The 19,992-nt window shown below is 42.5% G+C and carries 12 protein-coding genes; 5 read left to right on the forward strand and 7 right to left on the reverse strand.

What is annotated here, in order from left to right:
* Positions 1–9: 9 nt before the first annotated feature.
* The 3 genes from NQ505_RS02060 to NQ505_RS02070 are packed head-to-tail and all read right to left on the reverse strand — an operon-like array spanning position 10 to position 7,119.
* The gene (locus NQ505_RS02060; RefSeq protein ID WP_008997941.1) at positions 10–1,962 is read right to left on the reverse strand and encodes a DUF5006 domain-containing protein; all 1,953 of its coding nucleotides are present in this window, start codon (positions 1,960–1,962) and stop codon (positions 10–12) included.
* A gap of 29 nt (positions 1,963–1,991) precedes the next feature.
* Positions 1,992–3,782, reverse strand: a complete 1,791-nt coding sequence (locus NQ505_RS02065) for a RagB/SusD family nutrient uptake outer membrane protein (protein WP_008997942.1) — start codon at positions 3,780–3,782, stop codon at positions 1,992–1,994.
* Positions 3,783–3,792: 10 nt separating this feature from the next.
* Positions 3,793–7,119, reverse strand: coding sequence for a SusC/RagA family TonB-linked outer membrane protein (locus tag NQ505_RS02070; RefSeq protein ID WP_004305049.1), 3,327 nt, complete (start codon positions 7,117–7,119; stop codon positions 3,793–3,795).
* Between the two features lie 257 nt (positions 7,120–7,376).
* On the opposite strand from NQ505_RS02070, the gene NQ505_RS02075 reads away from it, so the two are divergent.
* Complete coding sequence (locus NQ505_RS02075) at positions 7,377–11,312, forward strand: response regulator (protein WP_004305050.1); 3,936 nt, start codon at positions 7,377–7,379, stop codon at positions 11,310–11,312.
* A gap of 33 nt (positions 11,313–11,345) precedes the next feature.
* Here NQ505_RS02075 and radC read toward each other — a convergent pair whose 3' ends face one another.
* The gene (radC, locus tag NQ505_RS02080; protein WP_004299741.1) at positions 11,346–12,041 is read right to left on the reverse strand and encodes a RadC family protein; all 696 of its coding nucleotides are present in this window, start codon (positions 12,039–12,041) and stop codon (positions 11,346–11,348) included.
* 144 nt (positions 12,042–12,185) lie between these two features.
* Between radC and NQ505_RS02085 the strand changes: the two genes are divergently transcribed.
* Positions 12,186–14,201: a family 20 glycosylhydrolase gene (locus NQ505_RS02085; protein WP_004310642.1), complete on the forward strand. Its 2,016-nt coding sequence runs from the start codon at positions 12,186–12,188 to the stop codon at positions 14,199–14,201.
* Positions 14,202–14,324: 123 nt separating this feature from the next.
* Here NQ505_RS02085 and NQ505_RS02090 read toward each other — a convergent pair whose 3' ends face one another.
* The 3 genes from NQ505_RS02090 to pta all read right to left on the reverse strand — a co-directional run bounded on the left by NQ505_RS02090 (position 14,325) and on the right by pta (position 17,674).
* Positions 14,325–15,314 carry a glycosyltransferase gene (locus NQ505_RS02090; RefSeq protein WP_004305053.1) on the reverse strand — a complete coding sequence of 330 codons (990 nt, stop codon included), beginning with the start codon at positions 15,312–15,314 and terminating at the stop codon, positions 14,325–14,327.
* Between the two features lie 101 nt (positions 15,315–15,415).
* Entirely contained in the window at positions 15,416–16,615 is a 1,200-nt protein-coding gene (locus NQ505_RS02095) for an acetate kinase (RefSeq protein WP_008997944.1), read from the reverse strand.
* A 39-nt stretch (positions 16,616–16,654) separates the two neighbouring features.
* On the reverse strand, positions 16,655–17,674 hold the full coding sequence (pta, locus tag NQ505_RS02100) for a phosphate acetyltransferase (RefSeq protein ID WP_004322197.1): 1,020 nt from the start codon (positions 17,672–17,674) through the stop codon (positions 16,655–16,657).
* A gap of 196 nt (positions 17,675–17,870) precedes the next feature.
* Between pta and NQ505_RS02105 the strand changes: the two genes are divergently transcribed.
* The 3 genes from NQ505_RS02105 to NQ505_RS02115 are packed head-to-tail and all read left to right on the forward strand — an operon-like array spanning position 17,871 to position 19,980.
* On the forward strand, positions 17,871–18,314 hold the full coding sequence (locus NQ505_RS02105) for a CidA/LrgA family protein (RefSeq protein ID WP_004299736.1): 444 nt from the start codon (positions 17,871–17,873) through the stop codon (positions 18,312–18,314).
* Positions 18,311–19,006 carry an LrgB family protein gene (locus NQ505_RS02110; protein WP_004299735.1) on the forward strand — a complete coding sequence of 232 codons (696 nt, stop codon included), beginning with the start codon at positions 18,311–18,313 and terminating at the stop codon, positions 19,004–19,006. Before NQ505_RS02105 ends, NQ505_RS02110 begins: the two co-directional genes overlap by 4 nt.
* Before the next feature lie 56 nt (positions 19,007–19,062).
* Positions 19,063–19,980, forward strand: a complete 918-nt coding sequence (locus NQ505_RS02115) for a DUF2156 domain-containing protein (RefSeq protein WP_004299734.1) — start codon at positions 19,063–19,065, stop codon at positions 19,978–19,980.
* Positions 19,981–19,992 lie beyond the last annotated feature (12 nt).

A 19,992-nucleotide genomic window follows, 5' to 3' on the forward strand; every position in this document is an offset into this window, starting at 1 on the left:
CAACAACCATTAATACATTGGTTTGTTACGCGTTGGAGTACCACTTCCAAAATAGTCGTAGGTTGGCTTCTTATAGAAACGTATCCAGTCGATTTCCATACGTGGCGTATCATTGCTAGACTTACTTTCCTGATAAGAAATATGCTTAAAGTCGTTTGCCCAACTACCATCTTTAGCAGCCTGTTCTGCCGCAGCGTCACCAAGCGCCCATTCATTACATCCGGCAAATGTCAATAGTAAATGTAACCCTTCCGTATTGTATTTGTCCGTAAACGGCCAATGTGTAGACGAGTTCCATGAAGCCGTTCCATTAGCTATTCCGGTATAGCTGCCGTCAGTCCTCATGCGTACATTCTCTTTACCATTAATACCTAAAGCAATCTCGTTATTATCTCTCCATTCCATCCAATAGATATCGAATTCATCCATATCCGATATTATCAACTGTCCTGAAGACGGTTTATACTTATCACCGGATGAAGTGGATATATCATTCCAGTGGAAAGTCTGCCAAGCGCCATTCGGATTCGCATTGGTAGCCGGATTTTCCAGAAGATCAACCTCACCATAGGTAGACCATTGCACACCTCTGATATTTCCTTGGAACCAGACTGCCGAGTTGAAAGAGTGTTTCTTTCCACGCACACGGATTCTAACTTCCACACGAGTGCCCGGCAAAATGCGTACATTGCTGGATTCCCAAGAATCAGCACCCGTAGGCACACCATCAAACTTACTTGCATAGAGGGAGGAAACTCCAAAATCTCTTGTTCCCGTAATTTCCCCTGTCACACTGATTCCCGGATCATACGCACACCACATTTTCAAATATCCATCTTGAATCATCGTTGCATATTTCTCATTTACAACCGCTTGTACTTTCTGTGTGTTAGCCACATTCTGTGCCGCCATAAAACGTGGAGGACGATTACCATACTGATTGGGGAGTCCGGTACCTTCTGTCAAAGCATCAATCGGATGGAACTCATAAGAATTCAGGAATGTCCATCCTTCAGCAGCTAACGCTTCATTCGGATGCGGATCACCCTCCTTTATCAATAGTGCTGACGCAGCTCTGACCTCATCCCATTTTTCTACAGCCTTTTTATTGCTGGCTGATACAAATATCTGATCCGGATCTGTATAAACCCATTGCTCATTGGTTAACTCGGTGCCCGGAGTCAAACCTGCATCCGTATCAGTAACCTTAATTTCCAACTCGTCCCCATATACCGGATGAATTTCAGAATCGGTAGCAAAAGACATAGACACAGAAGTGAAAGTATTCGGTCCTTTCTCTCCTTTCACCCATATAAGTTCAGATTCAGCTGTTTTATACCCGGCTTTCACCACCAATTCGCTCGGCAGATTCTCATATTTATCCGCATCTTCACCCGCATCAATATGAACGACTACATCTTCCTTAGCTGACGCTCCTACCGTAGCGACCAGAATAAATGAGCCATACTCTTTCACCGTATTGTCCGAATTGTTCTTCAATGACAAGATGGTGTAGTGTTTATCAGATACCACAATCGGACGTTCAGCCGCATTGATCTTGTATCCTCTGACATAAGCGGTGATAGTACCCGATATAGGATATTTAGCCAGATCGTTCTTTACCTTAAATTCGGTAAATCCCTGTTTCTCACCTTTCTTCATAAAAAGATGACCGGCAAAGCCTTCAAAGACATCAGATACAGGGACATCCTTTCCTTCTACATTCTTACCTGCAAAAGTCAGAACAACGTCTATATCTTCTTCGAGTGCCAACTGATTGTCTTGCTGATCTACCTTCACAGTAAAGGTCACATTATCTCCGATAGCAGCACTTTGAGTACTGATTTCGGCCACCAGATTCCGGGCTTCTCCGATAGAGATAACCGTCTCGGTGTCATTACAGCCTGTCATTACAAGGATAAACAGGCAAATTGGTAATAATCTATAGAAATATTTCTTCATAATCTATCCTATTATATCATTATTAATGATTACCATTTCGGGTTTTGTTTCAACTTTTTGTTCAATTCCAATTCTGAAGGAGGGATCGGTAACAGATAATCCCTATCTGCATGGAATTGATATCCGCTTGGCAGAGTCCCGGCCATCGGATCCGCCCATTTGTTATCATCAAGGGTCAGACGCTCTCTGATTCTTTTCTGATTATCCGGACTGTAAGATTTGAATAAAATAGATTCATCACCTACATAAGCACCTTTACCACGCTTTCCAACAATCAGTTTATCGGCTTTCCAACGCATGAGATCATCCAGCCGGAAACCTTGCAAAGCAAGTTCAGAACGGCGTTCACGACGGATTTCCTGTAAAACAGGAGTCAATGTATAACCGAAATCGGTGAAATTAGCATCCTTTGCCGGTGCCAGATATTTCACTCCTGCACGTTCACGAAGCGCTTTCAATGTCTTATTCGCTATATCATCGCTCCACATTTCCAGTTCAGCAGCAGCTTCTGCATAAGCCAAAAGACCTTCGGCATAACGAATAATAGGTAAAGCAGTCTCACCATTACCACTTACAAAGGTGGTATCTATTCCCAAACGGATGTGATAACCCGTCAAAGAACGTGTGTTTCCATCTCCTGCCAATTTAGGAGGACTAATAGTATTCTTCTTCTTCTCATCCGTATATTCTTCCAGATGCATTGGGGTCGCAGTAGTGGCAGAAGCAAATTTGGCACCTTCATTCATCACCGTTTGAATCAATCTAGGGTCACGGCCTTCAAATGTTTCCTTAAAATCCTTAAATTTCTCATTTGTCGGATCAATAAATGTTCCATCGGCATTCAGATAATTATCCACCAGGCTTTGAGTAATTCCGGCAGCTCCTTCCGAGTCGACAACACCTGCCTTCAGATTACCGTTGACATCATGAAAGACTCCTTCATCACTCGAATATTTCCTCCACAATAGCACTTCGCCCATTCCTGACAGATCTTTGCTATTGAACAATGCCGCAAAAGCATCTCCCGGATTTTGCCCGGTTTTATACAGATCAATGCCACAACCGAACAGTTCATTTCCCCAGTTAATAACTTCACCCAAGAAATAATTTGATTCGTTAGTGGAAGATGCAAAATCATCGCTGCTGTGATACTTTTCCCAAGTTCCTTCATACAACGCCACATTCATTGCCAAAACCATGGCAGCTTCTTTATTGATACGAATTCCGGAATATTTACCGCGCGAATGCAACAGATTCTTCGCCTCAACCAAATCACTCAAAATAAATCGGGCTACCTCATTACGTGTCTTTGCGGGAATCTGTAATCCTGCGATTGTCGCATTCTCATCCCAAAAAGCATCCATTACCGGAATAGAACCGAATTTCCTCAATAAATCGAAATGCCAATAGGCACGTAAAAAGTAAGCCTCCCCTTTCAACGACAGTACATCTTCGTTTTCCTGTGCTTCGGGTACTTTATAATTATGGAAAAAATAGTTCACTTTACGCAGGTTCTGATAACCAGTCTGCCAATCGGAAGCTCCGCTAAACTGGTTATTCTGTCCATGCAAACGGGCATCATACTTTTCTGCAATAATATTGTCACTATTCTTTTCTTCACTGCGAACTCCCAAACCGAACTTACTAAAAGACGGCAACGTCATATATAGTCCGTTAATATAGTTTTCAACCTGTATGGCACCTGTCAGAAAATTACCGGCTTCCGGCTTGGTTATCGGTTCTCTATCCAGAAAATCTGAACAGGATGAAAATGGTAATATTGAAGCGGCTACAAAAGCCATTATATATATTCTTTTCATATCTTATGGTTTAAAAGGTAAATTCAATACCAAATACGTAGTTTTTATTCAACGGATATACCTTTCCGTTACCATTTTGCTTCATTGGGGAAGTCAATCCCGGAGCAGTTTCGTTACTACCCCCAGCCCATGTATTTACCTGATTCAAGGTTTCAGGATCGAATACGTCCGGCAAATTGTCAATCGTGAAGAGATTATCACAAGTGAAATACACTTTCAAGTTCTCCAATCCCATCTTCTTAACCAGTTTAGGCTGGAAGTTATAAGAAATCATCAAGTTTTTGAGTCGCATATAAGCTGCGTTCAATAAATAACGTGAGGTGTTGTAACCTACGTTCGCATTATATTCAGGACTGTCGGGTTTTGTCAGACGCGGCAGGTAAGCCCCCGGATTGTACACATTATAATAATCCAAATGTTCTTTAAAGAAGTTGGAATCACCGCTAAACAGATAAGTACTTGCAGCCATCGGGAAATCACGTTTCATGACTCCCTGGAACAATGCGGAAACTTCAAAACCTTTATAACCGGCATGTAAGTTCAGACCGAAGGAGTAACGAGGAGTCGTATTACCGATAATTTTCAAATCACCGTGATCTTTCAATGTACCCGAACCCGGATCAATTTTACCATCACCGTTCGAATCGATATATTTCAAATCACCACGTTGCCAATCCTTATTCGGTTTGAAGAAAGACATGTCTACTCCTCTCAGATATTCATCCACTTCCTGGTTGGTGAGAAACAGATCATTTGCTTCATATCCCCAGATTTCACCTAAATCCATTCCCTGGTAATAACCTTTGTTACGAACCAGACCGGTGTGGTTGTTATAAATCAATCCCTCCGGATTATTGTATTTGGTTACCACTGCTTTGTAGTCAAAGATATTGAAACCGATTCCATAACTGAAACCATTCTTCAGCTGGTCAGACCAGTTAACCGACAATTCCCATCCACGGTTACGTAGCGTTGCATTATTTACTTTAGCACGTTGGTCAACAGCAATACCGCCAATATCAGGAATTGCTTCAGCCGGGCCAATCATGTCTTTGGTCGTACGTTGGTAAATATCCGCCGTAATCGTCAAACGATTGTTAAGCAAAGTCAGGTCGAAACCTAAGTTGGCATTATCCACTTTTTCCCATGTAATGTACGGGCTTACCATAGAAGGTGTTAAAGCGACTGTACCACGTACCGGAGTAGCCGAAGTGACACCGGAAAGCAACCATGCATTTGAATAGTCCGGTCTCAATGTCATGAAGTTCAGATAATCATATAGTCCGGCTCCATTCTGATTGCCTAAACGTCCGTAAGACAAACGCACTTTCAACTGTGAAACAGGCAAGCTCCATTGCTTGAAGTAGTCGGTACGGGCAATGTCATAACCGGCAGAGAAAGAAGGGAAAAATCCCCAACGATTGCCGGAAGCGAAACGTGACGAACCATCATAACGTCCGCTAAATTCCAGAAAATAGACATTCTGGTAGTTCCAGTTCAAACGGGTATAGAATCCCATGGTTGCCCAATGGTCACGCGCTTCACTATTATAGGCTTTTCCGTTTGCATTGTCAAAAGAGAATGTATCATCGCTCATCACTCCGTCTTTATACGCATACATGCTTGAGTTTTGCTGCACTTCCATCTGGAAACCGGCCATTGCCTTAAAGAAATGGTCACCCCATTGATTCGTATATGAAGACGACACACTGGGAGACAAATAATAGTTGAATTGATTTCCACGAGTCATTGATCCCCACAAAGAATTCGAATATTCGATACCGGGATAAGAATATCCCTGCCGGGGAGCGGTAACATTCTCTATGGTTCCGTCGGGCCGTGTGGTACGGGGCTGCTTCTGCAAGAATTCATCATTCTGCACATCAAAACGAACTTTCATCTCTCCGATAATGTCCCAGCCTTTCAGAGGCGTAACAGTAGCTGCAAAAGTCATGGCATCAGAAATGCGGTTCTGCGAATAGCCCACATTGTCCAGATACAAAGCTTCATTCCATGAAGGAAGATTATAAAGCCCGGAAATAGGAACTTCAGTCACCATATTAGGCTGCGAACGAGCTATCTGATGATAAAGAATAGACATATCGGGGAGCGGGCGGGAAATCAGATTCAACGTGATATTGTTATTGAAGTTAAACTTCAACCAGTCATTCGGCTTGATCTGAAATTTGGTATTCACGTTGTATTTATCCAGAGAGTCTTCTACACGATCCAGCAAACCACCCTGGTAAGTATAACCCAGACCGACATAATAAGTCACTTTGTCCGATCCACCGGAGATACTTAGATTGTGTGAATGACGCAAAGATTTGTTTTTATAGAAATAATCAAACCAGTCGGTATTGGCATACTGCGATTCACCGCCACGCCAACCGGTATTCTCCTGATTGGCGGTAATACCGGGCAGACCTTCACCATAGGGGTTCTGCAAAAACTGATTCATCAAATCAATAGTCTCCTGTGAGAAGTATGGAGACTCACCAATTGCCGAACGGTACGCATTTTTATAATTGGCAAACTCTACAGAGTTCATCATCTCGGGCATGTTGATAGGTGCACTCATACCCACAGAACCGCGATAAGTCACCCGGGCTTTATCCTGTTTACCGCTCTTGGTCGTTACTAACACCACACCATACGCAGCACGAGCACCATACACGGCTGCTGCAGAAGCATCTTTCAATACACTGATACTTTCTATATCGGCAGGATTTACATTCTGCAAGCTCTGTTCCACACCATCCACCAATACATAAGGCTCTCCACCATTAATAGAACCGATACCGCGAATATTAAATTTGATTTCTCCGCCAACTTCACCACCGGTACCGCTTTCAGAAGCATCCGAAGCAAAGTTCAAACCAGCCACATTACCTTGTAAGGCGCTGGTTACATCCGTCACAGGACGGGTAGCGATTGCATCCGCATTAACTGTTGCTACAGCCGCTGTAATAGTATTACGTTTCTGTGTTCCCATACCGACTACCACCACTTCATCTAAAGTTTTGGAGTCTTCCTTCATCACGAACCGATTTCCTGTTAGCTTAGTGATTTTCACTTCCAAAGGAGCATAGCCCACATAGCTGACAGTTATCGTTGTACCTACTTTACCGTTAATTTTAAAGTTTCCATCCAAATCGGTAATGGTACCATCAGTAGAACCTTTCACCATAACGGTTGCTCCGATTACGGACTCGCCACGTTCGTCTACCACCTTACCAGTGATAGTGCCCTGTTGAGCAAAGAGCTCCACAGGGAAGAACAGTAAAAGCATTGAAAAGAGACACACCAGTTGCATCCTAATCTGCATTTTCTTCATAACATTATATTAAAGTTAATACTAAAAGTTTTTTTGAGTTCCATTTGCCAATAGCCCACACTATCCGGCATTGAAATACACCACAAAAATAGATTGATTGGCAGAATGGCGAGTTCATAAAATCGCCAAAATGTTTCCAAAAACATCCATATTCCGTTTTTGAACGTCTTTGTGGCGGTTTTTGGAAATATTTCTTTTGTTTTAGCGGAATTAATCATACTTTTGTTTCACTAATCTCCCCTTAATAATCTTGACTGATGAAAAAAAGTATTTGGATAAAACACTTTTTCTGCTTACTGGCTTTTCTTATCGTAGGCACATTTCCAGCAATAAGTATAGGTAACCATTACGACTTTAAACTGATTGGTTCCCAAAACGGAATGCCGTCTATCATCAGCTGTATCTATACCGAACAAAAGGGATTCATCTGGATCGGTACTCCGACAGGACTAATCAGATTTGATGGAACGGAACTCAAAAAGTACACCGCACAACCTGATAATGAAAATTCCCTGCCTAACGACAGTATCCTGCAAATTATTGAAGATAATCAGCAGACAACCTGGATACTGACCACCACAGGAATCGCCCGTTATTCTCTTATTCACGACAACTTCTTTATCCCCAAACTAAATAATCAGCCCATCATTGCCAAATCGATCTGCAAAATAGCAGACGGGCTTCTGTTCGGAGGGATCAACAAGATATATAAATATTCTTATGCCACCAACACGATTTCTCTCATACGGGAATTCAAGACCGACGAGCCGTTCATTATACGATCCATACAAATGTGGAAACCCGATACCATATTGTGTCTAAGCTGGCAACAGGGAATACTGCAAATGAACCTCAAGAATTTCGAGATAACCCCATTTCCTTTCCAATACGGGAACGACAACGTAGGAATCATCATAGACTCCCAACAAAGAATATGGCTGTCAACCTACAACAATGGCGTCAAGTGTTTCTCCGCCCAGGGAAAATTGATAGCCAGCTATACCACTCAAAACTCCCGTTTGAGCAGTGACATCGTATTGTGCATGACCGAATTCAAACAAAAAATATGGATGGGAACAGACGGGGGAGGTATCAATATCCTCGATCCCACAACCGGCAATATTACCGTACTCGAACATATCTCCGGAGATAATCATTCCCTTCCCACAAATACAATACTCTGCCTGCATAGCGACTCTGCCGGAAATATATGGGCGGGAAGTAAACGTGAAGGGGTTATCAACATTCGTGAAGTATCCATGAGAACTTACACTAATGTTGTGTTAGGGCACAACAAAGGATTAAGTCAAAGTACGGTATTACAACTATATCAGGAACCGGCTTCCGAAGAACTCTGGATCGCTACGGACGGAGGAGGTATCAATAAATTCATTCCTTCTACAGAAACATTTGTGCACTATCCCGACACTTGGGGAGACAAGATGGTCTCCATCACCGGCTTCACACCCAACGAATTGTTAGTATCTGCCTTTTCCAAAGGTATCTTCATATTCGATAAAAAGACAGGAAAGAAGCGTCCTTTCGCTATTATGAGCCCTTCATTAGAGCATCACATCCGCTATAGCGGACAGCCAATCAACTTATACCGGGATACTCCCAATTCGATCTTAATATTAAGTTCGCCTCCTTACCGCTACCATACTTCCACCCGGCAACTCACTCCTGTCCCTTGTGCCAAAGAAGTGAAAATAAAAGGCTTGTTGAGTTCCATTGGATATGATTCCACTGCCATTTACCTGAACGATCCTTATAATATATATAGACTGGATCGTAAAAAAGACACAGTGGAGATATTTGCAAGTGCTCCACAGGGATTCTTCAATGCTGTATCCAGGGATGACAAGGGCGTATTCTGGATTGCAGGCACCCGTGGCCTGTACACCTATCACCCTGATACCCGCAAATTCGAAAGAATTCCTACCACCTTATTTAATGAAGTAAATACCGTGTTATGCGACAATAAAGGAAAAGTGTGGATAGGAGCTGAACAGAAACTCTTTATATGGCTCACCGATACCAAACGTTTTGTATGGTTCGGAGAAGCGGATGGAATTTCCCCCAATGAATACTTGGCCGAGCCCCGTCTCATTTCCCCCAAAGGCAACATCTATATGGGAGGTGTAAAAGGCTTACTATGTATCAATGCAGACACTCAAATAGAAAAGAGTAGTGACTCTCCGGAAATACGCCTTGCCGAACTGACCATAAACGGAGAGAACAGGATGTATCAGCTCAATCAAGACAAGATATCCATCCCCTGGAACAGTAAAAACATTAAGATCCGTGTCATGACTTATGGTGCGGACATTCTCCGGCTCAAAGTCTATCATTTCCAAATGGGAGACCTTAAAACCGAAGGCTACAACCCTGAATTGATGATCCCATCTCTTGCTCCGGGAAGTTATCCCATCATGGTGAGCTGTAACACACAGGAAGGAAATGAAACAACTCCCCAGTTTCTTTTCACATTAAACGTACTGCCACCCTGGTACAGAAGCTGGTGGTTCGTTTCTCTCTGCATCATTGCTTGCATAGGCATTGTGGTACAAATTGTTTTCGTTCTGCTTCGACGCAAAGAAAACAAGATGAAATGGATGATGAAAGAACACGAGCAGAATGTGTATGAAGAAAAAGTTCGTTTTCTGATTAATATCAGCCATGAACTGCGAACTCCGCTCACACTCATATATGCCCCGCTAAGCCGCATATTAAAGACACTTCCTTCTACAGATGCCATTTATCCACCGTTGAAGAATATACATAAACAGGCTCAACGGATGAAAGATCTTATCAACATGGTGCTGGACGTACGTAAGATGGAAGTAGGAGAAACCAAGTTGAAACTCCAAGCCTATCCATTTAACTCATGGATAAAGGAGATTGGTGCCGATTTTACGGACGAGGGAGCTGCCCAGGAAGTGCAAATAGATTATCAGCTCGACGACAGCATAAAAGAGGTGGTATTTGACAAGGGTATGTGTACAATCGTAGTCACAAACTTATTGACGAACGCACTGAAACACAGTCCTAAAAACACAACCGTCACTATCCGTACCAGCAAAAATGACTCATACGTCCGTGTTTCCGTTTTGGATCAGGGAGAAGGTATGCAAGAGGAAGACATGGAGAAAGTATTCATCCGTTTCTATCAAGGCAAGCAGGAAATTGGCGGTAGCGGAGTCGGACTTTCATACGCCAAGATGCTGGTGGAATTGCATAAAGGTAAAATCGGAGCCATGAACAACGAAGCGGGAGGAGCCACTTTCTTCTTCGACTTACCTTTGGGATTGGAGTCGGGCGAAGTCATCTGCCAGCCGAAACCTTACATCAATGAATTGATTACACCGGACGTAGATCATGAGATCAACGCTCCCGAGACACTCGACTTCTCTACGCAGAATTACACAGTGCTATTGGTAGACGACAATCATAACCTGACAGATTTCCTCTCCAAAGAATTGAAATCCTTATTCAAAGCAATTTATATAGCACATGATGGCCGGGAAGCTTTCGAAATAGCGCAAAAGCAAGTTCCGGATATTATAGTGAGCGATGTGATGATGCCGGTTATGAATGGATACGAACTGTGCAAAGCGGTAAAAGAGAATATCGGCATCAGTCATATTCCTGTGATTCTGCTCACGGCACGCAATGATGAACAGAGCCGACTGTATGGGTATAAAATCGGGGCGGACGCTTATCTGGGAAAACCTTTTGAGATAGACACTCTTGTTAAGATTATACAGAACCGGCTATACAACCGGGAGCAAACGAAAGAGCACTATCAACATATAGGCAACTTCCCTCAACCGCTGGAGAGTACTTTCAGCCAGGCGGATGAAACGTTCTTGTTAAAGTTTAACAAGCTCATTTCCGAGAATATCAGCAATCCGTCTTTAGATATTCCTTTTATCTGCAGAGAGATCGGAATGAGTAAAACATCTCTTTACAACAAGTTGAAGGCTATCACCGATATGGGGGCAAATGACTATATCAACAAATTCAGGTTGGAGCAAGCCATTACTCTGATAAAAACCACCGATCTGACATTTACTGAAATATCAGATCAGATAGGTTTCACTACTTTACGTTATTTCAGTACTGCATTCAAACAGTACACAGGCTTGACGCCCACGCAGTATAAAAATGAATGCAGGAGTGAGAATAAATAAGATATTCTCACTTAAATAAGGTAGTATTACTAATTAGAGTAGGCCCTCATCTGCAAAGCTGAAAAATCCGTCTTCACAAACGATGACGTGATCTATCAGACGGATATTCATCGTTTCCGCCGCTTTATGGATATGCTCTGTCAAACTCCTGTCCGGTTGGCTGGGATGAATATTTCCCGAAGGATGGTTATGCACCACCGCGATTTGTGTAGCTCTTTGCAGCAATGCTTCCCGGAGAATGGTGCGCACATCGGTATAAGTTCCGTCTATGCCACCAGTACTTATACGTACCTTATCAATTAGTTTGGTTGCCTGGTTCAATAGGAGCACCCAGAATTCTTCCTGTTCCAAGTCACACATGATCGGTTGGAAAATATCATAGATATCTTTTGAGCAAGTGATTCGAAGTCTCTCTTTGGTTTCTTGCAGCTTTCTTCGTTTGCCTAATTCCAAGGCTGCCATCACTGTAATGCTCTTTGCGGGTCCCATACCTTTGAAAGAGGAATAGTCACACACTTCCCATTTTGCCAATGAATTCAGATTGTTATCACAAGACAGGAGCAGGCGTCTCATCAATTCGACAGCACTTTCTTCCGTATTTCCGGAGCCAATCAATATAGCGAGTAGTTCGGCATCACTCAATGCGGCTGCTCCCTTCTCCATCATTTTTTCCCGTGGGCGGTCTTCCAGTGCCCACTGGTTGATGGATAGTTTGTGTTTACTTTCCATTATTAATCAAATTAAGTCACAAAGATACTCCTATATAACTGAAAAAATGAATTTTGGAAGCTATAAGTCTATTTTTAGAATCCCTTTACTTCCAAATATCGTAGTTTTGCGCTATCAAGATTAATATATAAACATCTAATAAATATGAAAAAGAGAATAAGCATCTTATCCATCTTACTACTATTAGGAATGACAGTATACGCTCAAACGGATATCCCGCAGGTGATTCCCTCCTTACAACATTGGAATGGGGCAAAAGGCAAACTGACACTACCGGAAACAGGAAAGATTATAATCGCTCCGGAAGCAGAAAGCCTGTTGAAAGAAACTGCGGAAATAATGGCAAAAGACTTAAAAGATATGTTCGGCTGGAATTATCAGGTAACCTCCGGAAAACCGAAAAATCATTCTATCTATCTGTCAGTGAAAAAATCGCCTTCATCATTGGGAGAAGAAAGCTATGAACTGGATATACGCAACCATGTAACCATCGAAGCCTCCACCGTAAAAGGAGTATTCTGGGGAACTCGCACACTGTTGCAAATGATCCATAACCAGCCTTTTGGACTCATGAAAGGAAAAGCATTGGATTATCCGCAGTATGCTCACCGCGGACTGATGATTGACGTAGCCAGGAAATTTTTCACAATGGACTATTTGCAGGATTACGTAAAAATTCTCTCGTTCTATAAAATGAATGAACTGCAAATACATCTGAATGATAATGGTTTCGTTGAGTTTTTCGATAATGACTGGAACAAAACATACGCCGCCTTCAGATTGGAAAGCGACCGTTTTCCGGGACTCACATCCAAAGATGGTTCCTACACCAAAGAAGAATTCCGCAACTTCCAGCAAATGGCCGCACGATATGGAATCAATATCATCCCAGAAATTGATGTTCCGGCACACTCACTCGCTTTCACTCATTACAATCCGATACTGGCAGCCGACAAAAAAGAATATGGTATGGATCATCTCGACCTCTATAAAAAAGAGGTATATGATTTCCTTGATACTTTGTTTGACGAATATCTCTCGGGAGATCACCCGATATTTGTCGGACCGGACGTACATATCGGCACTGATGAGTACAACCTCAAAGAAGCGGAACAATTCCGCTATTTCACTGAATACTATCTGAAGTATATCACCAAATATGGAAAAAATCCGCGATTATGGGGAAGTCTGAAACACATGAAAGGAAATACCCCCGTAAATCTGAAAGGAAAAACGGTCAATGCATGGAATTATAGCTGGCTAGACTTAGAAACCGCACTGCAGGAAGGAGCCAAAGCGATTAATACATGCGATGCATTTCTATATATCGTACCAGCCGTGAATTACTACCATAACTTTCTGGATCATCAATGGATATATGAGAGTTGGTCACCACGAATGATGCAAGAGGGAGAAATGATAGAGCAGTCTACTAATTTATTAGGAGCCATGTTTGCTGTATGGAACGACCGTGTCGGAAATGGAATCAGCCAACAGGATGTACATATACGCACCTTTCCTGCCATGCAGGTTATGAGCGAGAAACTTTGGAAAGGAGAAAACACAAGAAACATACCGTTTGAAACCTTCGAAACGTGGTGCAGGACAACACCGGAAGCACCGGGCGTAAATCTACAGGCCAGCATAGATGACAGAAAAGACCTAACGCTTTCCGGCCAGGAAATTATCCTGCAAGGTAACGACTCGGTTCTTACCTCTATACCCGAAATCGGTTATCCATATAGTGTGGAATTTGAAATCTACGCAGATCCAAAGCCCAATATCGATGCGGTCTTATTCAAAGGTCCCCATTCTGTTTTCACCGCGAACTGGCAAAATACGGGTAAATTCGCATTCTCGCGCGACGGCTATGAATTCATCTTCCATTCCTATCGTTTGCCTGTGGAAAAATGGACAAAGGTTCGTGTAGAGGGAGATGCCAAAGGGACCTCACTTTACATAAACGGAGAGCTACAAGAACGTTTGGAAGGACGAATCGGTGTAGTTTACAATCAGAAAAGCCTGCGTAAAGACAGCATTTGGTATCAGGAAACACTTATCTTCCCATTGAAACAGATAGGCGACAAATTGCTGGGGTTTAAGGGAAGAATAAGAAATGTGATTTGCACTCCACTAAATGAAAAAAGATATAGCCTATAAAAATTTCTTCGATTGCATCCATTACTTTTTTTCCATGAAAGTATAACTTGTCTGACACCCGGGTGTCAGACAACATTCCTTTTAAACAAAAATAGGAATGGTAATAGGCAAATAAAAAATGGATTACTTATAAAAATTCTTTTGGAAAGCCTCAAACTCATCCTTCCCTCTGATACAACGCTGCCACCATGCGCGCCAAAAGCCTGTACCATAGCCGATAAGCTGTATAAATGCGGCGGCAATGGAATAAACGCCAATAGACAGACTTTTATTCTGAATAGTAGAATCAATGCATACGAGTAATGCATAGAGAATGATAGGCGTGAAACTGAAGAGGCAGAAGGGGGTTCCTAATAATAGAAGCGCCACTCCCAATGTAAATACGGCTGGAAGCAAATGCACCAGTTTCAGAGAATCCGGATATTTCTTATAAAGATTAATACGGGCAATGCCGGAGTTATGCACCTGCTTGAAGAATTTTTTCAAGTCAGTCCGACGTTTATGATATACCCAGGCATCAGGAAAAAGACGACAAGTGTACCCATTCTTAAAGATACGGATACTGAAATCAATATCCTCCCCAAAACGCATCTTTGAAAAACCTCCCAAAGCCTCGTACACTGCCCGGCGAACTCCCATATTAAAACTACGGGGATAGAATTTGTCCATCTTCTTTTTTCCGCCACGGATACCTCCGGTCGTGAAGAAAGAGGTCATGGAATAGTTAATTGCCTTCTGAATATCAGTGAAAGAATCGTGTGCACGGTCGGGGCCACCAAAAGCATCGGCAGGAGAAGTGGTGAGCTCCTTCTCTACCGCATCGAAGTAGCCTTCGGGAAGGATGACATCAGAATCCAATATAATAAGGTATTCGCCTTCGCTACGTTCTGCTCCGTAATTACGGGTTTGTCCCGGACCGGAATTGGGTTTAGAGAAATATTTTATATTCAACCGATCTGCATACCGGTCTACTACTCCTTTACAGGGAATGGAAGAACCATCTTCAACAACAACAACCTCAAAACCCTTAAAGTGTTGTACAGTAAGACTTTGCAATAATTCATCCACTTCATCGGGACGATTATAAACGGGAATTATGACGGAGTAACGCATATCAAAAACGGGATATAACTATTTGATATGCAAAGTAAGACAAAAAAAAGATGGACTCGAAATCGAGTCCATCTTTTTTTTGTATATCAGCAATAAAATTATTACTTATTCAGGATATCCATTGTATCCGATGCGATCAACAGTTCTTCATCTGTTGGGATCACTACTACTTTCACTTTAGAAGCAGGAGTAGAAATGATTGCTTCTTCACCGCGAACCTTAGCATTTACTTCGTTATCAAGTTCGATACCCATGAATTCCATATCCTTACAAACTTCACGACGACATTCCATCTGGTTCTCACCTACACCACCAGTAAACAGGATAATATCCACACCGCCCAATGCAGCAGCATAAGCACCGATATATTTCTTAATACGGTAATAGTACATCTTCTCTGCAAGGATAGCTTTCTCATTGCCAGCCGCACAAGCAGCCAAGAGTTCACGCATATCGCTTGATACACCCGAAATGCCCAGTACACCGCTCTTCTTGTTCAACAGATTGGAAACACCGGTTGTGTTCAAGCCTTCTTTTTCCATGATAAATGTTACTGCACCGGCATCAATATCACCGCTACGAGTACCCATCATCAAGCCTTCCAATGGAGTCAATCCCATAGTAGTATCCATACATTTACCATCTTTGATAGCAGCGATAGAACCACCGTTACCAATGTGGCAAGTGATAATTTTCTGTCCAACCAGATTTACACCCAGGAATTCACATACACGTTTTGACACATAACGATGAGAAGTTCCGTGGAAGCCATAACGACGCACACCATACTTTTCATACAGTTCGTGAGGAATAGCATACATGTAAGCATAATCCGGCATTGTCTGATGGAAAGCCGTATCGAATACACCTACCTGCGGAATGTTAGGAAGAATAGCAGAAACTGCATTTACCCCTTTCAAGTTAGCAGGATTGTGAAGCGGAGCCAAGTCATTGCAAGCAGCGAAAGCTTCCAACACTTCCTTGTTCAGCAATACAGATTCGCTGAAACGCTCGCCTCCGTGTACCATACGGTGACCTACTGCATTAATCTCATCCAAAGATTTAATAGCGCCGTATTCAGGATTAATCAGCGTGTTCAGGATAAACTCTACTCCTACTGTATGTTCAGGAATATCTTTCTCCAATATTTTCTTTTCACCATTCGGCAAAGTAAGTTTCAAGAATGATCCTTTCAGACCGATTTTTTCGATACCACCTTGTGCAATCACCTCTTTGGTGGTCATATCGAACAATTTATATTTAATAGATGAACTTCCGCAGTTCAATACCAGAATCTTCATGTCGTTGTCGATTTATACTTAATACTTTATATCTAATACTTATTTTTTCGCTTTTGCTGCAATGGCCTGATTAGCTGTGATAGCAATCATGCGATATACATCTTCGATAGAACAACCACGAGACAAGTCGTTTACCGGACAGGCAATACCCTGAAGAATCGGACCAACAGCGTCAGCATGTCCCAGACGTTGAACTAATTTATAAGAAATATTACCAACTTCCAGACTTGGAACGATCAGCACATTTGCTTCTCCGGCTACTGGAGAACCCGGCGCTTTGCTAGCACCCACTTCCGGTACAAGAGCAGCGTCAGCCTGCATTTCACCATCCAAATCAAGAGTAGGAGCCATCTCTTTTGCAATCTTAGTAGCTTCTACCACTTTATCCACTACTTCGTGTTTAGCGGAACCCTTGGTTGAAAAGCTCAACAGAGCTACTTTCGGATTTTCAATACCGGCAACGGCTTTCGCAGTCTGCGCAGTACAAATTGCTATCTGTGCCAGCTGATTAGCATCCGGAACCGGAGTTACAGCAACATCACCCATTACCAGAATGCCATTCTTTCCGTATTCAGGAGCATGAGTCAAAAGCAACATAGCACCAGACACGCAAGTGATTCCCGGCGCGGTCTTGATAATCTGCAAAGCAGGACGCAATACGTTACCAGTAGTGTTACGGGCACCAGCCAACTGACCGTCAGCATCACCGCTCTTAATCATTAAACAACCATAGAACAAAGGATCGCTCGTCAATTTGCGGGCTTCTTCGATAGTCATCCCCTTCTTTTTACGAAGTTCACACAACAACTGTGCATATTCTTCGTGTTTCGGAGAAGTTTCAGGATCAATGATAGTAGCTTTACCGATGTTTCCCAATCCCCATTTTGTAGCAAGTTCATTAATTTCATCCGGTTTACCCAGTAAAATTAGATCGGCTACTTCATCTGTCAAAATCATATTGGCAGCTTTCAATGTGCGTTCTTCAGTTCCTTCCGGAAGAACAATACGTTGGCGATTTGCTTTCGCACGCGCCACGATTTGGTTGATTAAATTGAGCATAGATATATTGAATGTTATTATAAAACCTCATTACAATTTGTAATTTGCGGTGCAAAAGTACTCAATTTTGCAATATCCACATTACAATTTCGCCTATTTTTCTCTTCCAAGTCTAAAATATTGTAATATTTAACACTGTACTCCTATTTTTCATACCTTTGCAGCGTTTTCAAACAAAATCAATAGGTTATTAGTTATGATACGTCAGTGCGCCATTTTATTTGGCTGTTTGGCTTTGGGTGAATTAATAGTTTATCTTACGGGTATCAAGCTCCCCTCCAGCATCATCGGTATGCTGCTGCTCACCCTCTTTTTAAAATTAGGTTGGATTAAGTTACACTGGGTACAGGGATTGTCCGACTTTCTGGTTGCTAACTTGGGATTCTTTTTCGTTCCACCCGGTGTGGCTCTTATGTTGTACTTTGATGTTATTGCGGCAGAATTCTGGCCAATTGTGATAGCTACCATTGTCAGTACCGCACTTGTACTTGTTGTAACGGGATGGGTACATCAGATCGTCCGCAAGTTCAGGCTGGCGCGTCAGATCAAACTGGCACGCAAACTTCATCTGTCAGATTTCCATCTGCCGGAGAAACTACACCTTAAAGATAAAATCAACTTAACGAATAAAGACAAATGAGCTTCTTAGAAAATAATTTCTTCCTGCTGGCCATTACCTTCGGGATTTTCTTCTTTGCCAAACTGCTTCAGAAGAAAACAGGACTGGTATTATTAAATCCTATATTGCTGACCATCGCACTATTAATCATCTTCCTTAAAATGACCAATATCTCTTATGAGACATATAATAAAGGAGGACATCTGATCGAATTCTGGCTACGCCCGGCCGTTGTGGCTTTAGGCGTACCTTTATATCTTCAACTGGAAATGATAAAAAAGCAGTTATTGCCTATTCTACTGTCTCAACTGGCAGGCTGCATCGTCGGAGTTATTTCAGTAGTACTGATTGCGAAATTCATGGGAGCCTCACAAGAGGTAATCCTGTCACTGGCTCCGAAATCGGTTACGACCCCGATTGCGATGGAAGTAACCAAAGCTATCGGCGGTATTCCGTCACTAACGGCGGCAGTTGTTGTAGCAGTAGGTTTATTAGGGGCTATCTGTGGCTTTAAGACAATGAAAATCATGCGCGTAGGCAGTCCGATCGCCCAAGGGCTTTCAATGGGAACAGCCGCTCATGCCGTCGGAACCTCCACTGCAATGGATATCAGCAGCAAATATGGAGCATACGCCAGCCTGGGACTGACGCTAAATGGAATATTCACTGCACTGCTAACACCTACTATCCTTCGATTATTAGGTATTTTGTAAAAACAAAATCTCTTGATTTTCCGTTATATAAAGAGTTAAACGCAAAAAGCAATCTTATGATTCCATTTAAAGATGTCACGTTAGCAGACAGAGACACAATCACCTCATTCACGATGAAAAGTGATCGCCGCAATTGCGATCTTTCATTCTCCAATCTTTGTAGTTGGAGGTTCTTATATGATACCCAATTTGCAGTGGTCGACAACTTCCTGGTGTTCAAGTTCTGGGCGGGAGATCAACTCGCTTATATGATGCCCGTAGGTACGGGAGATTTGAAAGCAATATTGGGGGAACTGATAGAGGATGCCCGCAAAGAGAACCAGCATTTCTGTATGTTGGGAGTGTGCAGTAATATGCGTGCTGATCTCGAAGCTATCCTTCCGGGACAGTTCACATTTACAGAAGACCGCGACTATGCGGATTATATCTATTTGAGAAGTGATCTTTCAACACTGAAGGGTAAGAAATTCCAAGCGAAAAGAAATCATATCAACCGGTTCCGCAACACTTATCCGGATTATGAATATACACCGATCACTCCGGACCGCATTCAGGAATGTCTGGATCTGGAAGCAGAATGGTGTAAAGTGAATCACTGCGACCAGCAGGAAGGGACGGGCAATGAACGTCGTGCTCTGATTTATGCCCTCCACAACTTCGAAGCACTCGGACTGACGGGTGGAATTCTTCATGTGAACGGTAAAATCGTAGCATTTACATTCGGTATGCCTATCAATCATGAAACGTTCGGCGTGCATGTAGAAAAAGCGGATACCAGCATTGAAGGCGCGTATGCTATGATTAATTATGAATTTGCCAACCGGATTCCCGAACAATATATCTATATCAACCGGGAAGAGGATTTAGGTCTCGAAGGTTTGCGCAAAGCCAAATTGTCTTACCAACCGGTGACGATTCTGGAAAAATACATGGCTTGTCTCAAAGAGCATCCCATGAATATGGTTAAATGGTAAACTCTTTATAAA

This window comes from Bacteroides sp. D2 (genome assembly GCF_025147085.1).
Classification (GTDB): Bacteria; Bacteroidota; Bacteroidia; order Bacteroidales; family Bacteroidaceae; genus Bacteroides.